At 39.0% G+C, this 24,282-nt stretch carries 19 protein-coding genes, 2 tRNA genes, 1 pseudogene and 2 riboswitches; of the genes and pseudogenes, 9 read left to right on the top strand and 13 right to left on the bottom strand.

Annotated features, from left to right (window positions below; translation table 11 throughout):
• Positions 1-7: 7 nt before the first annotated feature.
• Positions 8-1,504, bottom strand: a complete 1,497-nt coding sequence (locus BXO88_RS00220) for a 4Fe-4S dicluster domain-containing protein (protein ID WP_078035792.1) — start codon at positions 1,502-1,504, stop codon at positions 8-10.
• Between the two features lie 517 nt (positions 1,505-2,021).
• On the opposite strand from BXO88_RS00220, the gene BXO88_RS00215 reads away from it, so the two are divergent.
• Complete coding sequence (locus tag BXO88_RS00215) at positions 2,022-2,849, top strand: class I SAM-dependent methyltransferase (RefSeq protein WP_078035791.1); 828 nt, start codon at positions 2,022-2,024, stop codon at positions 2,847-2,849.
• Between the two features lie 486 nt (positions 2,850-3,335).
• Positions 3,336-4,466: a sigma-70 family RNA polymerase sigma factor gene (locus BXO88_RS00210; RefSeq protein WP_168171579.1), complete on the top strand. Its 1,131-nt coding sequence runs from the start codon at positions 3,336-3,338 to the stop codon at positions 4,464-4,466.
• A gap of 50 nt (positions 4,467-4,516) precedes the next feature.
• On the opposite strand, the gene BXO88_RS00205 is transcribed toward BXO88_RS00210, so the two are convergent.
• The 3 genes from BXO88_RS00205 to BXO88_RS00195 all read right to left on the bottom strand — a co-directional run bounded on the left by BXO88_RS00205 (position 4,517) and on the right by BXO88_RS00195 (position 6,954).
• Positions 4,517-4,948: a CAP domain-containing protein gene (locus BXO88_RS00205; protein ID WP_078035789.1), complete on the bottom strand. Its 432-nt coding sequence runs from the start codon at positions 4,946-4,948 to the stop codon at positions 4,517-4,519.
• Positions 4,949-4,960: 12 nt separating this feature from the next.
• A riboswitch (cyclic di-GMP riboswitch) is annotated at positions 4,961-5,034 on the bottom strand.
• Between the two features lie 99 nt (positions 5,035-5,133).
• Positions 5,134-5,207: riboswitch (cyclic di-GMP riboswitch) on the bottom strand.
• 162 nt (positions 5,208-5,369) lie between these two features.
• On the bottom strand, positions 5,370-6,722 hold the full coding sequence (locus BXO88_RS00200) for an MATE family efflux transporter (RefSeq protein WP_078035788.1): 1,353 nt from the start codon (positions 6,720-6,722) through the stop codon (positions 5,370-5,372).
• A gap of 159 nt (positions 6,723-6,881) precedes the next feature.
• Positions 6,882-6,954: transfer RNA gene (locus BXO88_RS00195), tRNA-Lys, on the bottom strand.
• Positions 6,955-7,168: 214 nt separating this feature from the next.
• On the opposite strand from BXO88_RS00195, the gene BXO88_RS00190 reads away from it, so the two are divergent.
• The 4 genes from BXO88_RS00190 (at position 7,169) to BXO88_RS00175 (ending at position 10,243) form a co-directional block, all read left to right on the top strand.
• Positions 7,169-7,242 (top strand) — tRNA-Arg (locus tag BXO88_RS00190).
• A 177-nt stretch (positions 7,243-7,419) separates the two neighbouring features.
• Positions 7,420-8,142 (top strand): TIGR01906 family membrane protein, encoded by a 723-nt coding sequence (locus BXO88_RS00185; RefSeq protein ID WP_168171578.1) that lies wholly within the window; start codon positions 7,420-7,422, stop codon positions 8,140-8,142.
• Positions 8,143-8,153: 11 nt separating this feature from the next.
• Entirely contained in the window at positions 8,154-9,437 is a 1,284-nt protein-coding gene (gene hflX, locus BXO88_RS00180; protein WP_078035988.1) for a GTPase HflX, read from the top strand.
• Positions 9,438-9,439: 2 nt separating this feature from the next.
• The gene (locus BXO88_RS00175; RefSeq protein ID WP_078035786.1) at positions 9,440-10,243 is read left to right on the top strand and encodes a YlmH/Sll1252 family protein; all 804 of its coding nucleotides are present in this window, start codon (positions 9,440-9,442) and stop codon (positions 10,241-10,243) included.
• 47 nt (positions 10,244-10,290) lie between these two features.
• Here BXO88_RS00175 and BXO88_RS00170 read toward each other — a convergent pair whose 3' ends face one another.
• From BXO88_RS00170 to BXO88_RS00150, 5 genes are all read right to left on the bottom strand, one after another.
• Positions 10,291-11,175 (bottom strand): amino acid ABC transporter substrate-binding protein, encoded by an 885-nt coding sequence (locus BXO88_RS00170; protein WP_078035785.1) that lies wholly within the window; start codon positions 11,173-11,175, stop codon positions 10,291-10,293.
• 226 nt (positions 11,176-11,401) lie between these two features.
• The gene (gene tig, locus BXO88_RS00165) at positions 11,402-12,730 is read right to left on the bottom strand and encodes a trigger factor (protein ID WP_078035784.1); all 1,329 of its coding nucleotides are present in this window, start codon (positions 12,728-12,730) and stop codon (positions 11,402-11,404) included.
• Positions 12,731-12,778: 48 nt separating this feature from the next.
• Positions 12,779-14,170 (bottom strand): aminopeptidase, encoded by a 1,392-nt coding sequence (locus tag BXO88_RS00160; RefSeq protein WP_078035783.1) that lies wholly within the window; start codon positions 14,168-14,170, stop codon positions 12,779-12,781.
• A 147-nt stretch (positions 14,171-14,317) separates the two neighbouring features.
• The gene (gene lepB, locus BXO88_RS00155) at positions 14,318-15,208 is read right to left on the bottom strand and encodes a signal peptidase I (protein WP_330395028.1); all 891 of its coding nucleotides are present in this window, start codon (positions 15,206-15,208) and stop codon (positions 14,318-14,320) included.
• 65 nt (positions 15,209-15,273) lie between these two features.
• The gene (locus tag BXO88_RS00150) at positions 15,274-15,594 is read right to left on the bottom strand and encodes a DUF3783 domain-containing protein (RefSeq protein WP_078035782.1); all 321 of its coding nucleotides are present in this window, start codon (positions 15,592-15,594) and stop codon (positions 15,274-15,276) included.
• 315 nt (positions 15,595-15,909) lie between these two features.
• Here BXO88_RS00150 and BXO88_RS00145 point away from each other — a divergent pair, with 315 nt between their 5' ends.
• Both BXO88_RS00145 and thrH read left to right on the top strand, forming a co-directional pair.
• Positions 15,910-16,857 carry an alpha/beta fold hydrolase gene (locus tag BXO88_RS00145; protein WP_168171577.1) on the top strand — a complete coding sequence of 316 codons (948 nt, stop codon included), beginning with the start codon at positions 15,910-15,912 and terminating at the stop codon, positions 16,855-16,857.
• Positions 16,858-17,010: 153 nt separating this feature from the next.
• Positions 17,011-17,616 carry a bifunctional phosphoserine phosphatase/homoserine phosphotransferase ThrH gene (gene thrH / locus BXO88_RS00140; RefSeq protein ID WP_078035780.1) on the top strand — a complete coding sequence of 202 codons (606 nt, stop codon included), beginning with the start codon at positions 17,011-17,013 and terminating at the stop codon, positions 17,614-17,616.
• Positions 17,617-17,837: 221 nt separating this feature from the next.
• Here thrH and BXO88_RS00135 read toward each other — a convergent pair whose 3' ends face one another.
• The 3 genes and pseudogenes from BXO88_RS00135 to pckA form a co-directional block, all read right to left on the bottom strand.
• A complete protein-coding gene (locus tag BXO88_RS00135) occupies positions 17,838-18,305 on the bottom strand; it encodes a low molecular weight protein-tyrosine-phosphatase (RefSeq protein ID WP_078035779.1) in 468 nt (155 codons plus the stop codon).
• Positions 18,306-18,448: 143 nt separating this feature from the next.
• Positions 18,449-18,739, bottom strand: a pseudogene (locus tag BXO88_RS00130) (winged helix-turn-helix transcriptional regulator); the annotation flags it as partial.
• A 300-nt stretch (positions 18,740-19,039) separates the two neighbouring features.
• Complete coding sequence (pckA, locus tag BXO88_RS00125) at positions 19,040-20,653, bottom strand: phosphoenolpyruvate carboxykinase (ATP) (RefSeq protein ID WP_078035777.1); 1,614 nt, start codon at positions 20,651-20,653, stop codon at positions 19,040-19,042.
• A 174-nt stretch (positions 20,654-20,827) separates the two neighbouring features.
• Between pckA and BXO88_RS00120 the strand changes: the two genes are divergently transcribed.
• Positions 20,828-22,594: a DNA polymerase Y family protein gene (locus BXO88_RS00120; RefSeq protein ID WP_078035776.1), complete on the top strand. Its 1,767-nt coding sequence runs from the start codon at positions 20,828-20,830 to the stop codon at positions 22,592-22,594.
• 60 nt (positions 22,595-22,654) lie between these two features.
• Here the strand turns inward: BXO88_RS00120 and BXO88_RS00115 are convergent, their stop codons facing one another.
• Positions 22,655-24,148, bottom strand: a complete 1,494-nt coding sequence (locus BXO88_RS00115; RefSeq protein ID WP_078035775.1) for a glycosyl hydrolase family 28 protein — start codon at positions 24,146-24,148, stop codon at positions 22,655-22,657.
• Positions 24,149-24,282 lie beyond the last annotated feature (134 nt).

Raw genomic sequence — 24,282 nt, 5'->3', positions numbered from 1 at the left:
TTACTTATCAGTTCTCACTGTGAGGTTTTGACATCTCTCCTCTTATCATGGAGAACTTATCCATAGGATAATTCTTTAAGTTATCAAGGATCTTACGATCATCTGCCTGATTAAGGAGATCCTGACGGGACTTTCTTATCTCAAGCTCTGTCTTGTGCTTTGAAGGACCGCCTACACAGCCGCCTTCACATACCATTCCTTCTATAAAGTCTTCAGGAAGCTTACCCATCTTAAGAAGAGAAAGGGCTGTGATACACTCCTTACCGCCTGCAGCCGCACGAAGCTGTATACCTGTAGCGTCCTGATTACGCTCTCTCATAACTTCCATTACTGCATTTGCTACTCCACCTGAGCTTGCGAAGCTCTTACCCCAGATAGAAGACTCCTGATATGGATCGACTACAGGCAGAAGCTCAACATCCTTTGATCTCATAAGTGCCTGCATCTCACCGAAAGTCATAACGTAGTCTGCATTGTCCTTGATTCCCATCTCGTGAGCCTCAGACTTCTTTGCGATACATGGTCCTATAAATACAGTCTTACATCCAGGATGGATAGCCTTGAGATATCTTGAGATAGCACACATAGGTGAAACTGTCTCAGACATGTTCTCGTTGAACTGCTCCGGATAATGCATTCTAAGCATATTGATAAATGCAGGACAGCAGGAGGTTGTCATCTTCTTGCCTTCCTTACGTGCCTCATACCACTCCTCTGCTTCATATGCCGCAGTCATATCTCCACCGAGTCCTACTTCAACCATATCGGTGAATCCAACCTTCTTTAATGCTTCTCTGATGGATCCCATGGTGATATCTTTACCAAACTGACCCTCTATAGCAGGAGCACACATTGCATATACTTCCTTGCCTGCCTTGATATCCTTGATGATGTCAAGAACATCAAGCTTTGAAGCAATGGCTCCGAACGGACAACTGTGAATGCACTGTCCACATCTTATACACTTCTTATCATCGATCTTGCAGATACCGTTCTCATCATATGTAATGGCATTTACAGGACATGGCTTACGACATGGTCTAACCAGGTGGGCAATGGCACCATAAGGACATGCATTGGCACACATTCCACACTCCTTACACTTATTTGGATCGATGTGAGCTCTCTGATCTCCCATTGTTATAGCACCGAAACGACAGCTGTTCATACATGCCTTTCCAAGGCAGAGACGACAGTTATCTGTTACTGTATATGAAGAAAGCGGACACTCCTCACATGCCGGATCAATAACCTGAATAATATTTGGATTAGGCTCTGTAGCGTATGGGTTAGCATCAAGATTCTCAGTAAGACGGATACGCCATCTGAGAATTTCTCTCTCTTTATATACGCAGCATCTCCATGTTGCATGTGGTCCCGGTGACAGAGACATAATCAGCTCGTTCTCAGCCTGCTCACCCAGTCTGTCTTCCCAGGCAGCCTTAGCTAAGCCCTGAATGACATTGTGCTTTAACTCAATAGCACCCTTATCATTTGTTACCATTCTTTTCCTCCTGTGCAGATACACACATATTTCATTAAGACAAATAATAAATAACTACCTATATTTATAACGTCTGAAAAATAAATTTGATTAATGAAATATTGAAATAATATGACTCATACCACATAGAGGTTCCTGACTCCTCTGTGCAGCATTTGGATTATAGCATCTAAGATGATTTTCTACCATCCATTTGACATAAATATAGCAATGCCGGCATTTTTTTATTTAGTACCTGATCTCACTTCCCATATCGATCATGATTACCACATATTAATTACATTAACTCCATTTATTCATGTTGCTGTAATACCTCTAATGTTTCAATTCCCATTGCATTAATCCTTTTATTTCTTTACACTGATTTATCAGATGATATGAGTGTCAAAAACCGGTATCGAGTCCTTTCTCGATCCACTCTGAGATTATCGGATATAAAAAATATCTCCCTTAATTCAAATTAATCCGCTCATATCAATTAACCTTGCTTGTTTTATTTTAGAATGGATTAGTTTTTATGAAGAAAAATACCAATTTGATCATTTATTCTGCTTCTGAAGCTTATATTGACAGCCTGGAGATTTTATCTAAAAGATTAGATGTTTCATATACCCTGGATAAAGAGGTCCTGGACGCCTTTCTGGCAGAACAATCTTCCACATCTGGTCAAAGTCTTGAAGACAATCATAAAAAATTACCCCTTTACCTCAAAATGGATGACGAAGGATTATCTCTTACGGACGGAACCCATGCTCTGAGAGGCGATTTTACGGATAATCTTTCACGTCTCAAACAGTCAAATCTGGAGAGGGAAATGTTAGTTAAGGCAGCAAAACTTAAAGGTCTGGATCACACTCCTGTGCTCATAGATGCAACTGCAGGCATGGGAGAAGACTCTTTACTCCTTGCTGCGTCAGGCTTTAATGTCAAACTTTACGAATATGACCCCATAATCGCCTCATTACTTGAGGATACTCTGCGACGTGCAAAACAGGTTCCTGCACTAAGAGATATAGTTTCACGTATGGAACTTCATATCGAAAATAGTATTGATGCAATGAATAATCTTGATATCACACCTGATATCGTTCTGCTGGATCCAATGTTCCCAACCCGCACAAAAAGTTCTCTTGTGAAGAAAAAATTTCAGCTTTTACAGCAACTTGAACCTCCATGTTCAGATGCCGCCATGCTTTTGAATGCCGCCATCTCATTGCGCCCTCACAAGATCATAATCAAACGTCCTGTAAAGGGACCTTTTCTGGCAGATATAAAACCAGATTATTCATTGACCGGCAAAGCCATCCGCTATGACTGCATTCTTCCTGAAACCCGAAAATTTTAGAGATTATCTCATGATATCTTTTTTATAATGCTTAACTCTTTTCCATACTATCCTTTACCATTTTATAAGTATTTTAAAAATGGTAAGTACTTTATTTTGGGTCAGTATTGTGTAATTTTTTGGTATGGTATTTTGAAGCTTTGTTATATGTTTGTTATATCTCAGAACCTTGGTTACTCAGCACAATTAGCAAAGCGATTTTTTATTATTTTTAAACAATGTTACATTTCTGCTTTTGCACTTATTAAAATACAATAAAAGCGATTTTCACCTTTAGCCGTTTAGTCTATAATACGTGAGTTGCTCAAAAACCGACTTATAACTAAATGTGACTTACAAATTATTATGGACAAAAAAACTTTAGATCCACTTGCATTTAAAAATATTTTAAAAACATTAAATTCATTAAAAAAAGCCCAGAGTGGTGTCATTTCCGAAAAACAGTTAACAGATTCTTTTTTAGAATATGATGTAACTGATGACCAAATGACAAATATTCGTGCATACCTTGCCACACAGGATATCACCATTACAAATAACATTCCAAGTTCAAGCCGTCCGGCAAATACTGCTGCATCAGGAGTATCCGTATCTGCACCTGTATCTCATTCCATAGAGGAATCAAAGGATTCATCAACAGAAGAATTTGATGAATCAGAAGAAAATGAAGAAATATCAGAGGAAGATATAATAAGCGATGACGAATTCTCTGATGATGAGCTTTCAGATGAGGATAAGGATGCCAGAAGTATCAATATAGATTCATTAAAAAGTATAGAATCTATCAGTACAGACGATCCTGTAAGAATCTACTTAAAGCAGATTGGCATTTATCCTCTGCTTTCCAAAGAGGAAGAATATGCACTGGCATGCCGTTCACGAGATGGTGATTCATATGCTAAATCACGTCTCATTGAATCAAACCTGAGACTTGTTGTTTCTGTAGCAAAGCATTATGTTGGCAGAGGTATGAATTTCCTTGACCTTATTCAGGAAGGTAATTTGGGACTCATGCATGGTATTGAAAAGTTCGATCCGGATAAAGGCTTCAAGCTTTCTACCTATGTAACATGGTGGATCAAACAGTCTATCATTCGTTCTCTTGCAGATCATTCTCGTACAATAAGAGTACCTGTTCATGTAGTTGAGCTTATCAATAAGACAAAACGTATATCCCGAGAGATGTCTTTGGAGCTTGGACATGAACCTTCACTGGAAGAGCTTGCAGAACGTATGAATCTGACAGCCGAAAGAATAGCAGAAATCCTTTCCTATGATAATGGTCTCACTTCATTGGACAGCAAGGTCGGTGATGATGAGGACTCTGAGCTTTCAAACTTCGTCAAGGACGATAAGATCATAAGTCCTGAACAGAATGCCAACCACATAATGATGCGTGAGGAACTGGATAAGACACTTGGCATCCTTACAGATAAAGAAAAAACGGTCATTGAATACCGTTATGGTCTTATCGATGGTCAGGAACGTACTCTGGAGGAGATCGGACAAATGTACGGTCTTACCCGTGAACGTATAAGACAGATTGAATCAAAGGCTATACGTAAACTTCAAAACCCTAAGTACAAGCGAATGTTAACAGGTTTCCTGGAAGACTAAAAAAAGCTGTCGCATTTATGCGACAGCTTTTTTTGCAGTATGTATGAATATCAAACTCCGAACTCCTGTGCCCAATAGGTCTTTCCATCTTTCGTTGTTGTTGATATGGCACAGGTACCGTACTCCGATCTTAGTATGTTTTCTCTGTGAGAAGGCGACGCCATCCAGGCATCTACGACCTCATCTGCTGAATTGTATCCCTTTGCAAGATTCTCACCATACATTATAGATGAATCCACAGTATAAAATTCAGAACCGTCAGGTCTTTCATGTGCAAATTTTTCCGTAATCTCATTAACTCTGATAACTGATGTATTCTCAAGGGATGCACTGTACTTAACTTCAGAAAGACCGTTTGCCAGTCTTATCTCATTAACCTTTGCCAAGGCTTCTGCTTCCATATTTGTCTGTGCAAATGATGTAAGTGTCATCGCCGCTATTAAACCAATAGCTGCCGCTACTGTTCTAATGAGGTTCTTCATATATATCCTTTCAAGTATAACTGGCTGGCTTTTCGGCCCCTATAGCTTTGCGCCGCCGGATTTCCCCGGGTTTGCTATTTAAATGAACAAAAGGCACCGGGAATCCCCCGATGCCAGTTAACCTAGAACCTTCATTAATTAGTCTTGATTCGAGAACTAACCTTCAAAGCAAAATGCTTCATGAAGATTGCAACTGGCTGACCTTTCGGTCCCTGTAGTTTTGCGTCGCCGGATTTCTCCGGGTTTGCCAAATGCGATTCAGGTTAAAATCGCACTCTAAAGAGAAACGAATCCTTCTAAGATTCTTTTCATCCCCAATCTCTCTTTACATAATCTATTATATCATTTGTTTTTTAAATTACAATTACATAATTAAAATCCGCAAATTAAAACAGTGATTTTAATTTGCGGATTTGCTCTATTATTTAATGCTTCTTTTATTCCATTTTCTGATAAAATACAGCACTTCAACTATACAACAACTCGTCCATCCAACAGGATAGCCTAATGCGACGAGGACAGGAGTATTTGAAACGAAGCGAGTAATTATGAAAAGATATATCTGCCTCACTGCTACAAATGTAATAAGCATGATTATCATTGGTCCTTTAGAATCGCCTCTTCCTCTGAGGGCTCCTGCCAGAACATGATTTATACAGTTTAACATCAGGAAGTATACATTGGTTCTGAGAAATAAGACTCCATAATCTATAACACTCTGATCTGAAGTGAAAAGTCTGACTGATTCTGCTGCAAAAAACCATATACAGGTAGCTATGATACCTGTGATAGTAAATATCATTCCTATAGATATGAATGTGCCTTCATTCGCACGTTTCAACTTTTTTGCACCTACATTCTGGCTTACGAAGGTTGTGGATGCCATGGCCATGCTCTGCATAGGAAGCATTATGAACTGATCGATCTTATTGTAACAGCTCCACCCTGCCATACAACTCGATCCAAAATAATTTATGTATGCCTGTACAAATACATTTGAGAATGCTGTAATTACCGATTGAACTCCCGCCGGAAGTCCAACAAACATTATCCTCTTTAAGATACATTTATCTATTCTCAGATCATGCCAGGTCAATTTATAGATCTCATCTGTTGTTGACAGAAGTCTCAAAGTCAGAAAAGCCGAAATAAACTGGGCTATGATAGTTGCCAACGCAACTCCCATGATTCCCATATTGAAATATATAACAAAAGCAAGATCCAACACTATATTCAACAGGCTGGTAAGTATCAGAAAATATAAAGGTCTCGTAGTGTCCCCCACTGCACGAAGTATTCCGCTTCCGATATTGTATATAAGCAATCCTGAAATACCTGCAAAATACACTCTGAGATACAGCGTTGCTTCTCCCATTACATCCTCAGGAGTAGACATAAAATTCAACATGGGCGTTACGCCAAGCACACCTATAATTGTAAAGATGACTGATATTACAAAGGTAGATGCCATGGTAGTTTCAGTAGCAACATGCAATCTTTCCATATCCTTGGCTCCGAAATAGGTACCGATCACAACTCCAGCGCCTACAGAAAAGCCGTTAAAGAAAAACACCAGCATATTTATTATCATGGTAGTTGAACCGACTGCCGCTAGAGCTTCCGTTCCTACAAAATTTCCAACCACTATTGAATCCACGGTGTTATACAGCATCTGGAAAATGTTGCCAAGCATTAATGGTAGCGCAAACATAAGGATCTGAGAAACTATGTTTCCTTCTGTCATATCAAGTGTTTTTGTCCCTGCCCTTTTCACTACATACCTCCTCAAATCCTATTAAATTTAAAATACTAAACAACGCTGATTTTAGCGCAGTTTTAATACTATAAGCAATATATGTTTAATATCTATCAAAAAAAGACCATGCCGGAAAGCAAGGTCTTAAACATAATGCGAATTTATGGTAACAAAAAATGCACCTTCAGGGACTTGAACCCTGGACAAACGGATTAAGAGTCCGCTGCTCTACCAACTGAGCTAAAGGTGCATGGCTTTGTGCTGTTCCTCACAGCGCTTGTTTATAATACAAGATGCGTTACATATTGTCAATCATTTTTTTATTTTTTTCGCTCCTGAATTATTCATTAAATCTGATTACGTTTTCACAGTAATAAAGATACCAAGTTAATAAACATCTTAGCTTTTATATTTTCTTGAACAAGCCTTCCAATTATGCTAATATAAAGTGCCTGATATAATATGTTTCTGTAGCTCAGCAGGATAGAGCGTTCGCCTCCTAAGCGAAAGGTCGTGCGTTCGAATCGCATCAGGAACAGGCAGAAAGAACGAGTGTCATCTGACGCTCGTTTTTTTATATCTGTTTTCACTCATCTCTGATATCTCATCATTCATTTCGCCTTAAGTTCTATGTGCTCAGAATTATAGCATTAGCTCATAATTCATGATAAACTATTCCTCAATCAGAATTTTTAACATAGGATCGGACATAATCATGAAGACTATACATCATTCATTTCTCAGTATCATTTTTTCTTTAATGTTTATATTTATTCTGTTTGTTACAAGCTTTGAGGCAGTCTGCTACTGGACCCCTGATTTTTACAGAAACGAATTCATAAAATATGATGTTACAGGATCACTTTATGCCTGGATGGGTGAAACCATGAGTCTTGATGATATGTGCGATGTCATCGATCAGACCATGATTTATTTAAGAGGCAATCGTGAAAACCTTATCATCGAAACTAATATAGACGGGCAACCGGCTCAATTCTATAACGACAATGAAAAATCTCATATGGCGGATGTGAGTGATCTGTTTGGCAAATGTATCTTCCTTCGATCCATTTTCATCCTGTCCTGTTTAGCTATCTCTGGATACCTCGTCGTAATCGCCGGGATCAGGGGGGCTCTTTATTATATTTCCAGAGGCTATATCCAAGTATGTATGCTCATACTTTTAATGGTTATCGGCATCGGTCTCCTTGCTGCTACAGACTTTACTAAGTATTTCACAATTTTTCATAAGATCTTTTTCAGTCAGGGAAACTGGATGTTTGACCCAAGAGAAAGCCGCATGATAAATATGCTTCCTGAAGGCTTCTTTTCCGACTGTGCACTTAAGATCGTAATGACTTTCATAGGATCTGTTACAGCACTGCTTATCCTGAGTTCTGCATTTGAAATCAGAAACAAGAAGTATTTTTCTAAATGATCGGAGTTTATATGTTTGAAAACGAAATAAAAGATAATAGACGAAAGGCTGTACTTGTTGGTGCATGTCTTAAGAATGACCCTGATTTTGAAGTGTCCATGAAGGAACTGGAGGGTCTTGCAGAAGCAGAGAACCTTATGGTCGTTGCTGACATTACGCAAAATCTTGACTCTCAGGATTCTGCCTATTATATAGGCTCCGGTAAAGTACAGGAACTAAAGGCTGTAGTTTGGGAAATGGAGGCTGATCTTGTTATAGTAAACAACCAGCTATCTCCTTCCCAGCTTGCCAATCTCGCACATGATCTGGAAGTAGAGGTCATTGACCGTACAAATCTCATCCTTAATATTTTTGCAGATAGAGCCAGATCCATGGAAGCAAAAATGCAGGTAGACTATGCAAAGCTTCAGTATATGCTCCCAAGACTGGTAGGCTTACGCCAGAATCTCAGCAGACAGGGTGGTACAGGCGGCTCTATGTCAAACAAAGGATCCGGTGAGACTCAGATCGAGCTGGACAGAAGACATATCGAGAAGCAGATGTCTGAGCTCAGGAAACAGCTTCGCGAAATCGCCAAGAATCGTGAAACACAGCGTAAAAAGCGCCAATCATCTTCTATTCCTCAGGTAGCGCTTGTGGGCTATACCAATGCCGGTAAATCCACACTTCTCAATAAGATGCTCAGTACCTATTGTCCTGACGAAGAAAAAGAAGTTATGGTCAAGGACATGCTGTTTGCCACTCTTGACACTACAGTCAGAAAAATCACTCCTACTGATCACCGTGCTTTCCTTTTGTCTGATACCGTAGGTTTCATCAATCATCTCCCGCATGATCTGGTTGATGCTTTCCGGTCAACTCTTGAAGAAGCTGTTAATGCTGACCTTATACTTGATGTGATTGATTATTCTGACGAAAACTATCAGATGCACATGGATGTTACGGCAAAGACATTGAAAGATCTGGATGCCGGACATATACCGGTTTTATATGTCATGAACAAGTCCGACCGAAGGTATCCTGTCTCAGAGCTTCCCATAATACGTGGCGATAAGATATATATATCTGCAGAAAAAGGACTCGGGCTCGAAGCTTTACTTGAGAAAATTGATGAAAAACTGTTCTCCGGTTTCATAACCATGGATCTTATCATCCCATACGATAAGGGAGTAATAGAACATGATCTTCAGGAAAGATCAAGAGTTCTCTCTACCAAATACGAGGAAGATGGAATACACATTAAAGCGGATCTGAATCAGGAGATGATAAAAAGATATAAGGAGTATCTACAATAAATATGGAGCACGACAATCTGCTGGAAGGACGTATAAATGATCTTTCTGAGAGAGCTTATAACAACGACTATCTGACCCATACGCATTTTCTCTCTGCCGGTGATTTGGCATATTTCCATTCTATGATGAGAAACAAAGGAGGCTCTCGACAGTCAAATATATATAACGGATGCAGATATCTAATTTACGGCGGACATTCAGAATCTGACAGAAATGTTCTATGCTTTCTTCCAAGCTATATTTCCGAAGCTGATTTTATAAGTTCAGAAGAAAAAAACGGTGATATCATCACATGTCTTCATATCGAACCATTAAATCATAAATTTGCGGATAAACTTTCTCATCGTGATTTTTTGGGTGCGCTCATGAATATGGGGATAGAGAGAGATCAGATAGGTGACATCCTTGTGGAGGAATCCGATGCTTTTGTGTTCGTTCTTTCGGATATTGCAGAAGTGATAGCATCTGAACTCAGCAGAGTCAGGCATACATCCGTCCGATGCGATATAGTATCAGCCTCTGAGTGTTACATCGAGCCTAGATTCACTGATATTTCAGGTTCCGTTGCATCAGAACGTGTTGATGCCATCATCGCCATGGTATTTCACATTTCCCGTGGAAAGACTCAGGACATCATAAAAGCTGAAAATGTTTATGTTAACGGCAGGACAGTCATTGATCCAGGTTATAATTTAAAGCCTGATGAAAGAGTATCTGTTCGTGGATACGGAAAATTCATTTTTGATGGTATGGGTAATGTCACAAAAAAGGGCAGGTCCTATGCACATGTAAGATTGTTCTCATAAATAAAAAGCCTCTTCGTTCAAAGACGAAGAGGCTTTTAGCTTATAAATTACTTCAATGTAAAAACATTTGACCCAAACCACTCGTTTGAGATCTTTTCAACTGTACCGTCAGCTACCATCTCAAGAAGAACATCCTTAACTGCTGCTGCAAGTGCATCATCACCCTTTTTGAATCCTATTCCATATTCTTCAGCTGCAAGTGTATCATCAAGTATCTTCATATTCTTGCCTGAAGACTTGATCTGATATCCTGCAACGATACTGTCCATACAAACAGCATCACAAGCTCCTGATTCAAGATCCATAAGTGCAGTATTATAATCAGCCACCTCTGTAAGAGATGCAAATGATCCAAGAAGTTCTGCATTATCATTGATGGCATTTAAGCCTGAGCTGTCCTTCTGAACCTCTACTGCCTTACCGCTCAGATCTTCCTTTGTTGCTATATCTGAATCTCCGTTTACTACAAAAACCTGATTGTTTGCCATATACGGTCCCACCCATGTGTAGGCATCTTCACGTCCCTGCATAGTAAAACCATTCCAGATACAGTCAATGTTTCCGGACTCAAGTTCCATGTCCTTAGCATCCCAGTTTATAGGCTGCGGAACAAACTCAAGACCTAAACGCTTAGCAGCTTCTTCAGCAAGTGCAAGGTCAAAGCCTGTGTACTCTCCGTTATCACCAACAAATCCCATTGGCGGAAACTCCTGATCGAAGCCTACTGTAAACTTTCCTGTGGCTGTTTCTAATGCACCAGCTGTCTTTTCTTCTGATGCTGTTGTCTCTTCATTAGTTTCTGCCGCTGTAGTCTCAGCCTTTGTCTCAGCTGCCTTTGTCGTCTCAGCCGGTGCTGTACTTTTTGATCCACATGCCGCAAGTGAACTGATAACCATCAATCCAGCAACCATACATGTAAGTTTCTTTCTCATAATTCATCCTCCTCCGTAAGGAATATCTGCAGGATACTGTCCACTAAGATGCTATGTATCAAGGATATCCATTACTCTTTCGATCTGATTTATCTTTTATAATTCAACACTCTACCATGGTAAAGTGCTGATGTCAATAAAAAAGTCGTTTTACGTTACAATCTCATTTAGAAATTGTCTGTAAAACGACCTTTCATCCATTAAGAATGATCTGTTTTTTTTAAAATCACTTTGCTGCGCTTTCACTCTCAGCAGCTTCTGTTGCCGCCTCTGTTGATACCGGCTCGTAAACGCTTGTTACTTTCTTAGTCTTGTAACCGCCTTCACCGCCACGGTCTGCAACATCCTCGATCTCTTCCTCTGTTTCCTCTTCGGTTTCAGCTTCAGTCTCAATCTGTTCCTTTTCAACTACCTTAACACAGCTCTGGATGTACTCAAGAACCGCATCATTTACAGCTTCCTCCTTAACGAGATCACCACCAAACTGCTCTATGAGCTGTATCTTATTAAGCTTCTTTCCATAAAGGCCGCTTAATTTATCAGCAAGCTTATCTATAAGCTCATCAGTAGCTGTAATTCCCTGTTCTTCAGCAAGGGTTGCTACAATGATCCTCTGCTTAGCATAATCAGATGCAAATTCACCCATCTCTTCCTTAAACTCATCAAGTGTCATTCCGTACATCTTCAGCATATCGGAAAGACCATAGCCATAACGAGATGCATTGTCTATTTCAGATCTGATAACATATGCTTCTGCATAGTCCTTCATCTCTGTTGTGATTCCGATCTCTGATTTATCTGCAATCTGCTGTAATGCATCTGCCTGTACACTGCTGTTGAATGAATAGTCAGCCTGTGACTGAAGCAGTGCTCTCTGTTCCTCTCTGAAATCAGCTACAGTCTTAGCATCTGTTTCGAGATCTGAACCATGCTTGGAAAGCCACTCATCTGAAAGTTCTGCTGTTCTTGATACCTTATTTACTGTTACCTCAAATACTGCAGGTTTTCCATTAAGCTTCTCATTTCCATAGTTCTCCGGGAATGTAACATTAACAGTTACCTTATCACCCTTCTTGGAACCTATGAGCTGATCTTCAAAACCGTTGATAAACTGACCTGAGCCAAGAGTCAAATCATAGTTCTTACTTGAACCTCCCTGAAATTCTTCACCATCAACTGTTCCTACGAAATCTATCGTTACAGTATCACCTTCTTTTGCAGCTTCATCAACTTCATCCTTATATGATGACATGAGGCTGCTGATCTGTGAGTCGACCATTGCATCATCTACCACTGTCTTTGGTGAAACCTCTACAGTAATATCCTTAAGATCCACCATCTTCATATAGCCCATATCCTTAAGCTTAGGCATATCAGGTACAACTATTTTTTCAAGCTCTGCTATAGCAGGATCTTCTGCAGGAATCTCACTTGATGTAGCTGATGAGGCAGCAGTTGTCTCTTTTGCTTCACTTGTTTTTCCTGATCCACATGCTGCAAGAGATGCCGCTGTAAGAACTGCAGCTGCAGCAAGAACCATCTTATTCTTTTTCATAATTATCTCCTCAATAATGAAATTTATATAATGTGCATCCTTCAGCAATTACTTATTAAATGCTGCAAATGCTTTATATGTGTAGTAAACGTCCAACTTTGAAGTTATCTCGAAAGGTGCATGCATAGACAGTACCGGAACACCAAGATCTACTGTATCTACATCCATGTTGGCGATGAACATGGCGATGGTTCCGCCTCCGCCTGCATCTACCTTTCCAAGCTCTCCGATCTGCCACATGACATCATCAGACTCCATGTACTTTATGACCTTATGCATAGTCTCGGCTGATGCATCATTTGAACCGGATTTTCCTCTTGAGCCTGTGTACTTTGTAAGTACAGGTCCTCTGTTAAGATAAGAAGCATTATTAGGCTCAAACACATCAGGGAAAGTAGGATCGAAGGCTGCATTTACATCTGCGGAAAGACATATTGAATTCCTGAGAACATCCCTTACTCTTTCTCCCTCAGCCTCTACAAGATCCTCCATATAGTGAAGCAGCATGTCTCCTGCCATACCTGTTACACCTACAGAACCTATCTCCTCCTTGTCCACGAGGACAGTAACTGTTGTATACTCCGGCTCCTTGCACTCCAGCTCAGCCATAAGCGCTGTATATGCACATACCTTATCATCCTGCCCGTATGCACCCACGAGAGAACGGTCAAGTCCCACATCAACAGCATGCTGGGCAGGTACCATCGTGATCTCAGCTCGTAAGAAATCCTCTTCCACCATTCCATACTTTTCATTCAGTATAGAAAGGACCTTAAGCTTAAAAGCCTTCTTAACTTCCTTATCTGCAATAGGTGTGGATCCAAGTATAATGTTCAGTTCCTCACCTTTTAATCCATCAGCAAGCTTTCTCTGATTCTGCTGCTGTGAAAGATGCGGCAGAAGATCTGATACTACAAAAACAGGATCTCCCTCATTCTCACCGATGTTAAGATCGATCGCTGTACCATCCTTAAGCATAACACGTCCATGCATTGCAAGAGGTGTAACACCCCACTGATATTTTTTGATACCGCCATAGTAATGGGTCTTGAAATATGCTATTTCATCTTTCTCATAAAGCGGATTTGGCTTTAAATCAAGACGCGGAGAATCGATATGGGCGATGTTGAAGTGCACGCCATCTATAAGTGGTCTTCTTCCAAATGTCGTCAGAATGATATTCTTCCCACGATTGTTAAAATAGATCTTATCACCTGTCTTATATTTTTTACTTCTTTCAAACGGCACATAACCGCGCTCTTCTGCCATCTTGATAGAATAATTTACAGCTTCTCTTTCGATTTTTGCATTATCAAGATACTTCTTGTATCCTTCGCAAAACTCAATGGCCTTTTCTACCTCTTCAGGCTTTTCCATACCAATGTTTTTGATCTTATAGCAGAGCTTTTCCTCAAGCTTCTGACCTTCAGTTTTTGCCATACTTTTTTTCCTCTCTGTTTGTTATGATAACCTCACCTAGTGATCTGATCCATTGAGACTGTGTCTTATGGGATTCTAACCACTTTATGTGTATAAAATGTGAAAAAGGACCGGCAAATGCCGCTCCCCTTTCATCAGGTCATTCCGTCACTTTACTACTCCGATGTCATTTAACGGCCAGTACTTTACATATACCTTGGCAACCATTCTGTCTCTGGCAACCATGTTATATTTTCCCCAATAACGGGCATCCATGGAATTGTTTCTGTTATCGCCTAAAACATAATAACTGTTTTCCGGAACTACAACATCTACTTCCGGAAACTGTCTGCCATCAACAATCATCGGTTCAGACAGATACACCTCTTCCTTTGCCACACCGTTTACATATACTGTTCCAACAGGAACCTCAGGTGTAGTTCCATCCGGATTAAGTCCTATATTAATGTTATGAAATTCAGATGCATCTGCCGTTCCTGTCTGCTTTATCTCAATGTGATCTCCCGGCATACCGATGACTCTCTTTACATAGTAGACAACTGAGTTTTTCTTATCTTCTCTGCCGCACAGAGGACATGCATGTTCATCATTCTCTCTGTACATCTGCTTATCATTCTTGCAGGTATATCCATACTTAAAAATGGCTATATCATCTCTCTGAACTTCACCAAATGTATAGGCAAGTCTTGAACCAAAAACTCTCGCACCGGGCATAATTGTTGTTTCCATGGAACCGGTAGGTATAGTTGAATTGGCAATAATGAAATTATTGATACAGAATGCAAGTACTGCCGCAATAGAAAGTACTTTAATCCAGTCTATAATTTCTGCTAAAACAGGATTTTTCACAGACATTTCCTGTTTTTTCTCTGAATTAACGGAATCCTTTTCTATTTCTATTTCTGTTTCACTTCCTGACTTCACGGATTCTGAACCTTTGATGCCATTTTTGTTTTCTTCAAGGTTCTTGTTATCATCCTTATCAGGGTCAACCGGGTTGCCATCTTTATCAACAACCTCAAAAAAATTATCTGACATAATACTCCTTCATCCACAGACTGGAATTTTCACGGGTTCAAGTTTATCAAACTGAAAGTAATAATTCAATCAGTCCTTATTTTTTCAATACTCTCGTGTTCTTTTTTTATTTCTTCGTACAGTTTCTGCAGTGACCAGTCTCTGTTTGTTTCAGTCTCAACACATTTTAAAGCTATGCTTATACTCTTTTTTCTGAGGTCAGACAAGAATTTTTCCATTTCATTTCTTGCCATTCCTTTCATAATAAGCATCTCCGCGTCATCCGGTAACAAAGAGGCTTCTCCTTCATCTGTACTTTCTATCCTGATCCGATTTAAAAAAGCAACTGACTTTACCTTTATGATCTTATTCTTATCCTTTTTATTTATGTACAGTATACTTTTCATTGTTTTACCTCTCCATTATGGCTAATCTGTGAAAAATTCACCTGAATTTTAAAACATCTTTCGAACTTTGTTAAGTGGATTCATGATAGCTCCTATCCCATAAGCATTTGTTGAAAGCATTACTCTTCAATGATAGAATCACTATATGTATAAGCTATGCTTCTATATTTCTTTTATAACCTTGTATCTGTTCATTCCTGTTACTGAAGGTTATTTTAAGATCTATCAGCTGCTATTTTATTTCTATAAGGAAAGGAGCCGTTTATTTCGGTTCAATTATCATCTCTTTTCGAAATGTTAATTGAAATAACTACTATGGAAAAGCGAGAATGGTATTCTCCATCTGCAAATGGTGATGGAAAAATTTATAATTGTCTGTACAGAAACGAAAAGCTGAAGCAAAAGGCTGTCATGGTCATCGTTCATGGTATGCAGAGTCACAGTGGACGATATCTTGAATGGACTTCAGAGCTGACATCTCTCGGATATACTGTAGCCATGCTGGATCTCCAGGGTCATGGTAAGTCACAGAATCATTCAGGCAGTATTGGTGAAAAGAACGGTTGGAACTATATGCTTCATGATGTTAGACGTTTGGTTCTAAAAGTAAAAAAGTGGTTTCCTGATCTTCCGGTTCTTCTTTTCGGACACTCCATGGGTTCCTTTCTTTCTCGTTCATATGTGACCAGGTTTCCAGCAGATGTAGACGCTTTGATTTTAAGCGGCACAGCAGGTTTTAACTATTCACTTTATTCAGCCCTCGGAGTTGTATCTGCTGATATGAAAATAAGCGGATCTACGACTCCTGCCACTAAGTACGGTAAGTTCATGTCTGATCTTTTTAACCGCGATATAGTGAATCCTGTTAATGCTGCTGCATGGTGCTGTTCTGTTCCTGAGATATGTGAACAGCATTTATCTGATCCTTTAGGAACCGAATTTACTATAGGTTCATATTATGAAATGTTGAAAGGTCTCATTTCTATACGCGAGGATAAATGGGCTATGACTGTTCCCATCATCCCTATCTATATTTTTGCAGGTGGTGCAGATCCGGTCGGTGAGTATGGAAAAGGTCCTGCTACTGTTTACGCATGGCTGCATGGAACAGGCCATGATGTAAGCTTGCGCATATATCCCGGAAAGCGTCATGAAATGATATGGGAAACTAATAAAGATGAAGTCAGAAAAAATCTCTATACCTGGATAGACAGTAAACTACCTAAGATTCAACGTCTGAAGCATGCTTTATGTGAGTCATAATAATTTATTATTACATAAACCCTATTGTTTAAAATATTATATTAGTATCATTTAAACTGATTTTTAAATAATCATGTTAAGTAAGAGTGAACAGTATACTTCTGTTTTCACTAATGTCTATGCCGACCCTTATGTCGGAAGAATGGAGATAATATGTATATTACATGCTTGGATGTTGAAGGTGTATTGGTTCCTGAGATCTGGATTGCTTTTTCAAAGGCAAGCGGTATTCCCGAATTAAAGAAAACGACTAGAGATGAACCTGACTATAATAAGCTTATGAACTGGAGACTTGGTATCCTTAAGGATCATGGTCTCGGACTTAAAGAGATTCAGGATGTCATAGCTACTATTGATCCGTTTCCGGGTGCAAAGGAGTTTCTTGATGAGCTTCGCTCCTTCTCTCAGGTGATACTGATTTCCGATACATTTGAGCAGTTCGCATCACCTCTTATGAAAAAACTCGGTAACCCAACACTTTTCTGCAATACTTTGGAAGTTGCGCCAAGCGGTGAGATTACAGGATTTAAGATGCGCTGTGAGAAATCCAAGCTCACCACTGTTAAGGCTCTTCAGTCAATTGGATATGAAACTATCGCTTCCGGTGACAGTTATAATGACCTCGGTATGATTCAGGCATCAAAGGCCGGTTTTCTTTTCCGCAGTACCGAAAAGATCAAGGCCGATTACCCTGAACTTCCTGCTTTCGAGGAATATAATGACCTTCTTGCTGCAATAAAAGATGCTATGTCTGAATGATATTTTTACTGGTTAATCAAATTTTTCAGAATTCAGATTATAAAATAAAAGTCATCTCACTGTTTTTGTCTGGATTTCAGCTTTTCTACTGGAATCTAAACATAAAAACAGTGAGATGACTTTATTTTTATTCTCTCCGGTTTTAATGTAAAGCTTATCTTTCTGTCCGAACAGCACTTTTACTTCAGAAAATATATTTTCGAAACACCGGCATCTAAAAGCTAAATCTGATTGGTGTTTATCTTTTCCAACAGTCCGGTACAACCCTTAAGTATGCTCTTGTAAACATTCTCAAACCTTCGTGTATACCATGGATCCTCTATAATGGCATCCGGTGTATCAGTATACTCCATTAGATAATGGACCTTTCCGGATGGATCTCCATTGAATAAACGATTCAGGTTATACATATTCTCATCATCCATAGCTATGATCAGATCAAAGTCATCATACTCTGACTTATCTATTCTTCTTGCACGATGATCACCAATGGGAATCTTATGGGCTTCCAGAGTCTTTCTCATTGGAAGATAAATCTGATTACCTATCTCTTCAAGAGAAGTAGCTGCCGAATCAATAAAGATATCCACATCTGATAAAGACTTATCCTCTATCAAATGCTTCATGATATACTCTGCAGATACAGATCTGCAGATATTGCCGTGACATACAAATAAAATACGAACCATTCCAAATATCCGCTTATTTAACGGTTTCCTCCACATATTTCACATCAATATAATCTTTATTGGGCTTTTTTCAGCTTAGCCATGTGATGCTCACCCCAGGCTGAAAACTCATCAAGTATAATTATTATAGACTGACCGGCCTAAGTAAGAGAATATTCAACCTTTGGTGGTATCTGCGGATATTCCTTACGGTTGATAAGCCCTGCACACTCCAATTCCTTTAAATTTCTGCTTAATGTTTTATAGGATATATCATGAATATATCTCTGTAACTCATTGAATCTTACTGTAGGATATACTGACAAAGTGTATAGTATGGGCATTTTAAATTTTCCCGATACCAATGATAAGGCGTACTCAAATCCTGTTTCAGGATTTGAAAGTTTTTCTTTGATACTTGTTCTGGATCTCTCTGCATCTTTTATATCGGCCATATTCTCCCCTCCCTTAAAACACATATAAAGCGATCCTTCTGATTTTTGAGTTCACTATACTATCATGTCCATTTATAATCATGAACCTCTACACTCATAACCACTTGAAAAATCCAATGCTTTATTTTTTGACCATATAATATGCTCTTCACGTATTTCCTTTTTGCTATTGTATCATTTAATTTATAAATAATACAATAATTCTCAGGTCATAATTGCGCAATTTTGCATATTTTTTTACAAAAAAAGAGGTGGATACACATCCACCTCTTTCATATGAACAATTTTATATTTTAAGCATCAAAGCTTAGGACCGGCAGCAACAAGTGCCTTTCCGTCTTCATTTCCCTGATACTTTACGAAGTTCTTCTGGAATCTCTCAGCAAGATCCTTTGCCTTCTCTTCCCACTCTGAAGCATTTGCATATGTATCACGAGGATCAAGGATACCTGTATCTACACCAGGAAGCTCTGTTGGAACTTCGAAATCAAAATAAGGGATCTTCTTTGTTGGAGCCTTGAGAACATCACCGTTAAGGATTGCATCTATGATTCCACGTGTATCCTTGATAGAAATTCTCTTTCCGGTACCGTTCCATCCTGTATTTACAAGATATGCCTTAGCCCCTGACTTCTGCATCTTCTTTACAAGCTCCTGAGCATACTTTGTTGGATGAAGCTCAAGGAATGCCTGACCGAAGCAAGCTGAGAATGTAGGTGTAGGCTCAGTGATTCCACGCTCTGTACCTGCAAGCTTTGCTGTAAATCCTGAAAGGAAATAGTACTGTGTCTGCTCCGGTGTAAGAATAGATACAGGAGGAAGTACTCCGAATGCATCTGCTGAAAGGAAGATAACATTATCAGCCTGTGGACCTGCAGATACAGGATTTACCTTCTTAACATTCTTCTCGATGAAATCGATAGGATATGAAACACGTGTATTCTCTGTAACGCTCTTATCAGCGAAATCAAGCTTACCGTTCTCATCAACAGTAACATTCTCAAGAAGAGCGTTTCTCTTGATAGCATTATAAATATCAGGCTCAGCCTCAGCATCAAGATTGATTACCTTTGCGTAGCATCCACCCTCGAGGTTAAATACTCCGTTATCATCCCAGCCGTGCTCATCATCACCGATAAGAAGTCTCTTAGGATCTGTTGAAAGTGTTGTCTTTCCTGTTCCTGAAAGACCAAAGAAAATGGCTGTATGCTCACCGTTCATATCTGTATTTGCTGAACAGTGCATTGAAGCCATACCCTTAAGTGGAAGGAAATAGTTCATCATAGAGAACATACCCTTCTTCATCTCTCCACCATACCATGTGTTGAGAATTACCTGCTCCTTACTTGTAACATTGAAAGCTACACATGTCTCAGAATTAAGTCCGAGTTCCTTATAGTTCTCAACCTTAGCCTTTGAAGCTGTATAAACAACGAAATCAGGCTCAAAAGAAGCCTCTTCTTCAGCTGTAGGCTTGATGAACATGTTCTTTACAAAATGAGCCTGCCAAGCAACCTCCATGATGAAACGAACAGCCATACGTGTATCTTTGTTAGCTCCGCAGAATGCATCAACTACAAAAAGTCTCTTACCGCTGAGCTCCTTCTTTGCAAGATCCTTAACAACTGCCCATGTTTCCTCTGTCATCGGGTGGTTATCGTTCTTATATTCATCAGTTGTCCACCAAACAGTGTCCTTTGAGTTCTCGTCCATAACGATGTACTTATCTTTAGGAGAACGTCCTGTATAGATACCTGTGAATACATCTACCGCTCCGAGCTCTGTATCATGTCCAACCTCAAATCCCTCAAGGCCAGCCTTCTTCTCTTCCTTGTAAAGATCTTCGTATGAAGGATTGTAAACAATTTCTGTTGTTCCAGTAATGCCATACTTCGTTAAATCAATCTTTGCCATTCTGCTTCTACCTCTTTCTCTTTGAATATCTGCCAGTTTTATGGAAAAAAGAGTTCTCGTAATCCTCTTTACTCCACATTTTGGATGAACTACTCGCAAGCTTATCCGGGTTTTATTATACACTATTAATAATTAAAGTCACTAAAATAATCTAATTTTTAACAAATTAAGTCTATGTTTTTTACGCAAATATATGTTTGCTTTTTGAATTTTTGTGCTATATTAATATTGATAAAACCGTTTATATTTGATTTAAGGACTCCCTATAGTATGAAAACCATATTTCATATAGATGTTAATTCTGCCTTTCTGAGTTGGACCGCCGTAAAACGACTTAAGGATGATCCTGGCTCCATTGATTTACGTTCTATACCTTCGGCTATTGGCGGTGATACCGAAACACGTCATGGAATAATTACTGCCAAATCTATTCCCGCCGGAAATTACGGCATTAAAACCGCTATGCCTGTTGTAAAGGCCATGGAATTATGTCCTGATCTTGTTTTGGCACAATCTGACTTTACCACGTACAGAATGTATTCAGAGGCGTTTATAGATATTTTGAGGAAATATTCACCTGTAGTGGAACAGGTTTCCATCGATGAAGCTTTTCTAGATCTTACAGGTATGGAACAATCTATAAAATCCCTGATCTTTCAGCAGATTGTAGATGGTACTTTACATGACCGTGATGAGACTATCGGTCCACTTTCATCATTAGAATGCTCTCAGCTTATTCAACTTTTGAAAAATTTCACCTTACTTGATGAATTCAGATTTTCCTTTTCTACTCAGGATGATACTAAAGAACCTCTTTATGAGACATGTTATAAGTACTCTGATTCAGAGAAACTTGAAACACTTATCCACATTTTAAACAGTGGTTGTGCACAGAGAACTGAACTGCTAAAATTACTGCCTTTTCCTTTAAATGCTGCAGTTCTGATCAAAGATGAGATAAGAGACACCTTGGGTTTCACGGTTAATGTAGGCATTTCACTTAACAAATTACTGGCTAAAATGGGATCTGATCTTGAAAAGCCCGATAAGATCCACACTCTCTATCCATCCGAGATCGCCGAAAAGATGTGGAAGCAGCCTATAGGCTCTCTTTTTGGTTGTGGTGGTAAAACTGCTTTGAAGCTTGAAAAGATAGGTATACATACCATCGGTGAGGCAGCAGTGATGGATCCTGATATTCTGACAGCCGTTCTGGGTGAAAACTCAGGACTTTATATCTATAATGCTGCCAATGGCAACAGCTACAGTTCAGTTTCGGAGCATGTTGAAGAAGCAAAAAGTATCTCAAATGAGTTAACTACATCTCAGGATATAGATATCAGTAATCTGGAAACAGAGGGGACTAAAATTCTTAGAAAGCTTGCAGAACAGGTTTCACGTCGCTTGAAAAAGCATGGTTTATTTGCAGGTACTATTGGCTTTACGGTTAAAACTGATGATTTCAAACGTCGCTCTATACAAAGAAAGTTTTCCGATTCGACAAATGATACAGAAGTAATATATGATGCGGCTTTGGACTTGATGTATGAACTTTTATTAGGTTTTAATCCGGATCCTGCTTCAAATATTTCTTCTGAACCTTCTACCGCCTTAGATGCTACATATGGTTCCGATTCAGCGAGAACTTCAGATACCAGGATCGACACTACAAATCGTGATTTTTCCTTACCCTCCTCTCAGACAGGTCTGTTCGGCATGGGTTATAAGATCAGACTTATGTGCATTTCAACCACCAATTTCGATCATGGAGAATACAGACAGATGACTTTTGATGATCTCATTAAACACTCTGCCTCATTGGAGAAAGAAAAGCTTTTGTCAAAAAAGCGTATGATGAAAAAGCAAAAGATTGACGAGCTGTCCAAAACCCTAAGACTTAAATTTGGCGATCATGTTGTAAAAAAAGGGATTATATCCTGAAAAACGATGCCTGATATTAATCAGGCATCGTTTCCGTAAAATAAAGATTATATGGGCTTTCTAAACTATAGTACTTATATTGTTCAGGCTTACGTTAGTACAATTCTGAATAACTATGTTTGACTTGTTATGAATTTTGATCTGATCAAAATTTACATTTGTTATCAGCTCCGCTTCATCAAAACCGATTATTTCTACCGCATTGCAACTGATTTTCTTTTTATCCTCATCAAGATATTTTCCACTGAGCTTTACATTTCTGAACCTGCAATCGGAGAATGTAGGTTTATCCTTTGCAGCTTTTCCGTCATCATTATAATTTACTGAATGCATCAGTACTCTCGAGAACTTGGAATCTCGTATGTTTATGTTTCTAACATATCCACCTCTTTTTCTCGTAGCCTTTATTTCCAGACCATTAGAGCTTTCAGTCATATCACAATCCCAGATGTTAACATTTTCTATCCCACCTGAAATCTCTGAACCTATGACTATTCCATGACCGAACTCACTGACACAGTCAAATATATTGATATTTTTTGCAGGTATATTAATATCATTTCCCTCAGGATTCTTTCCTGCTTTTATAGCTATAGCATCATCACCGGTATTAAATTTACATGCGAATATGGTACAGTCATGACTTGAATCCGGATCCCAGCCATCCCCATTCCATACATCCTCTGAATAAAAATTACAATGATCCGTTATAACATCCTGGCTGTATATCATGTGAACATTCCAGGATGCGCCATCCTTTAAATTCAATCCGGATAGTCTTACATTTTTTGAGTTTGATATATTTATAAGTCTTGGTCTGGCTCTTCCGGGTAATGTTTCTTCCTTCTCATACTCACTAAGGATAATTCCATTTGTGTCGAGATGTTTTCTTTCTTCTTCAATTATCTTTTCGGCAAGTTTTTTTCCACCACTCTCGATAGTTCCCTTTCCGTGTATTATTACATTTTCACAGTTAATATCTGTCGAATGATCCATTGTTCCCATGTTGATGAGGCTTGAATAACACATCATTTCTATACCTTCAAATCTGCTTGGGATCTTTGGAAGATAATCTCTGGGATTATCTGTTCCTTTAATGACCGCATCCTTTTCAAGGAATATGTCAATGTTTCCATGAAGATGCAGAGCCCCAGACAGATAGACTCCGGCAGGAATGTATAGCTGATCCTTTGAACCAGCCTCATCTATGGCCATCTGAAATGCCTTGGTATTCATGGTTTTACCATCTCCTACAGCATTATATGGTTCTTTGGTAATATCTATGATTTTCTTTTCTTTGGAAGTGACAAAGGATATCTTGTCAATTTTAAATGCCTTAGCTGATTTCCTGTTTACTGTGTATTCAACCTTAACTCTATACTTACGATTAGATTTAAGTTTTTTTATTGTGTAATGTGTTTTATCTGTTTTGCCACATTCCTTGCCATCCAGATAAACTGTATAACTAAGTTCATCTGACATTTCGTCCGGTTTATACCAGTATATTACGGCTGTATCTGATGTAACCAATGTATAGAGCTTGTTTTCCTTCATGTTGTTACCCCTGTAGGCTTTTCTTTATACTTTTATTTTCAGTAAATCGATGATATCATACTACAGATTCTTTGCCAAAAGATTTGTTTTGGCTGTAATTATTAACAATTTTACTTTGAACTACTATTTGGACT

Origin of the sequence: Oribacterium sp. C9, assembly GCF_002007235.1 — a bacterium.
GTDB lineage: Bacteria > Bacillota > Clostridia > Lachnospirales > Lachnospiraceae > Oribacterium.
This window is presented reverse-complemented; position numbering and strand designations above follow the sequence as displayed.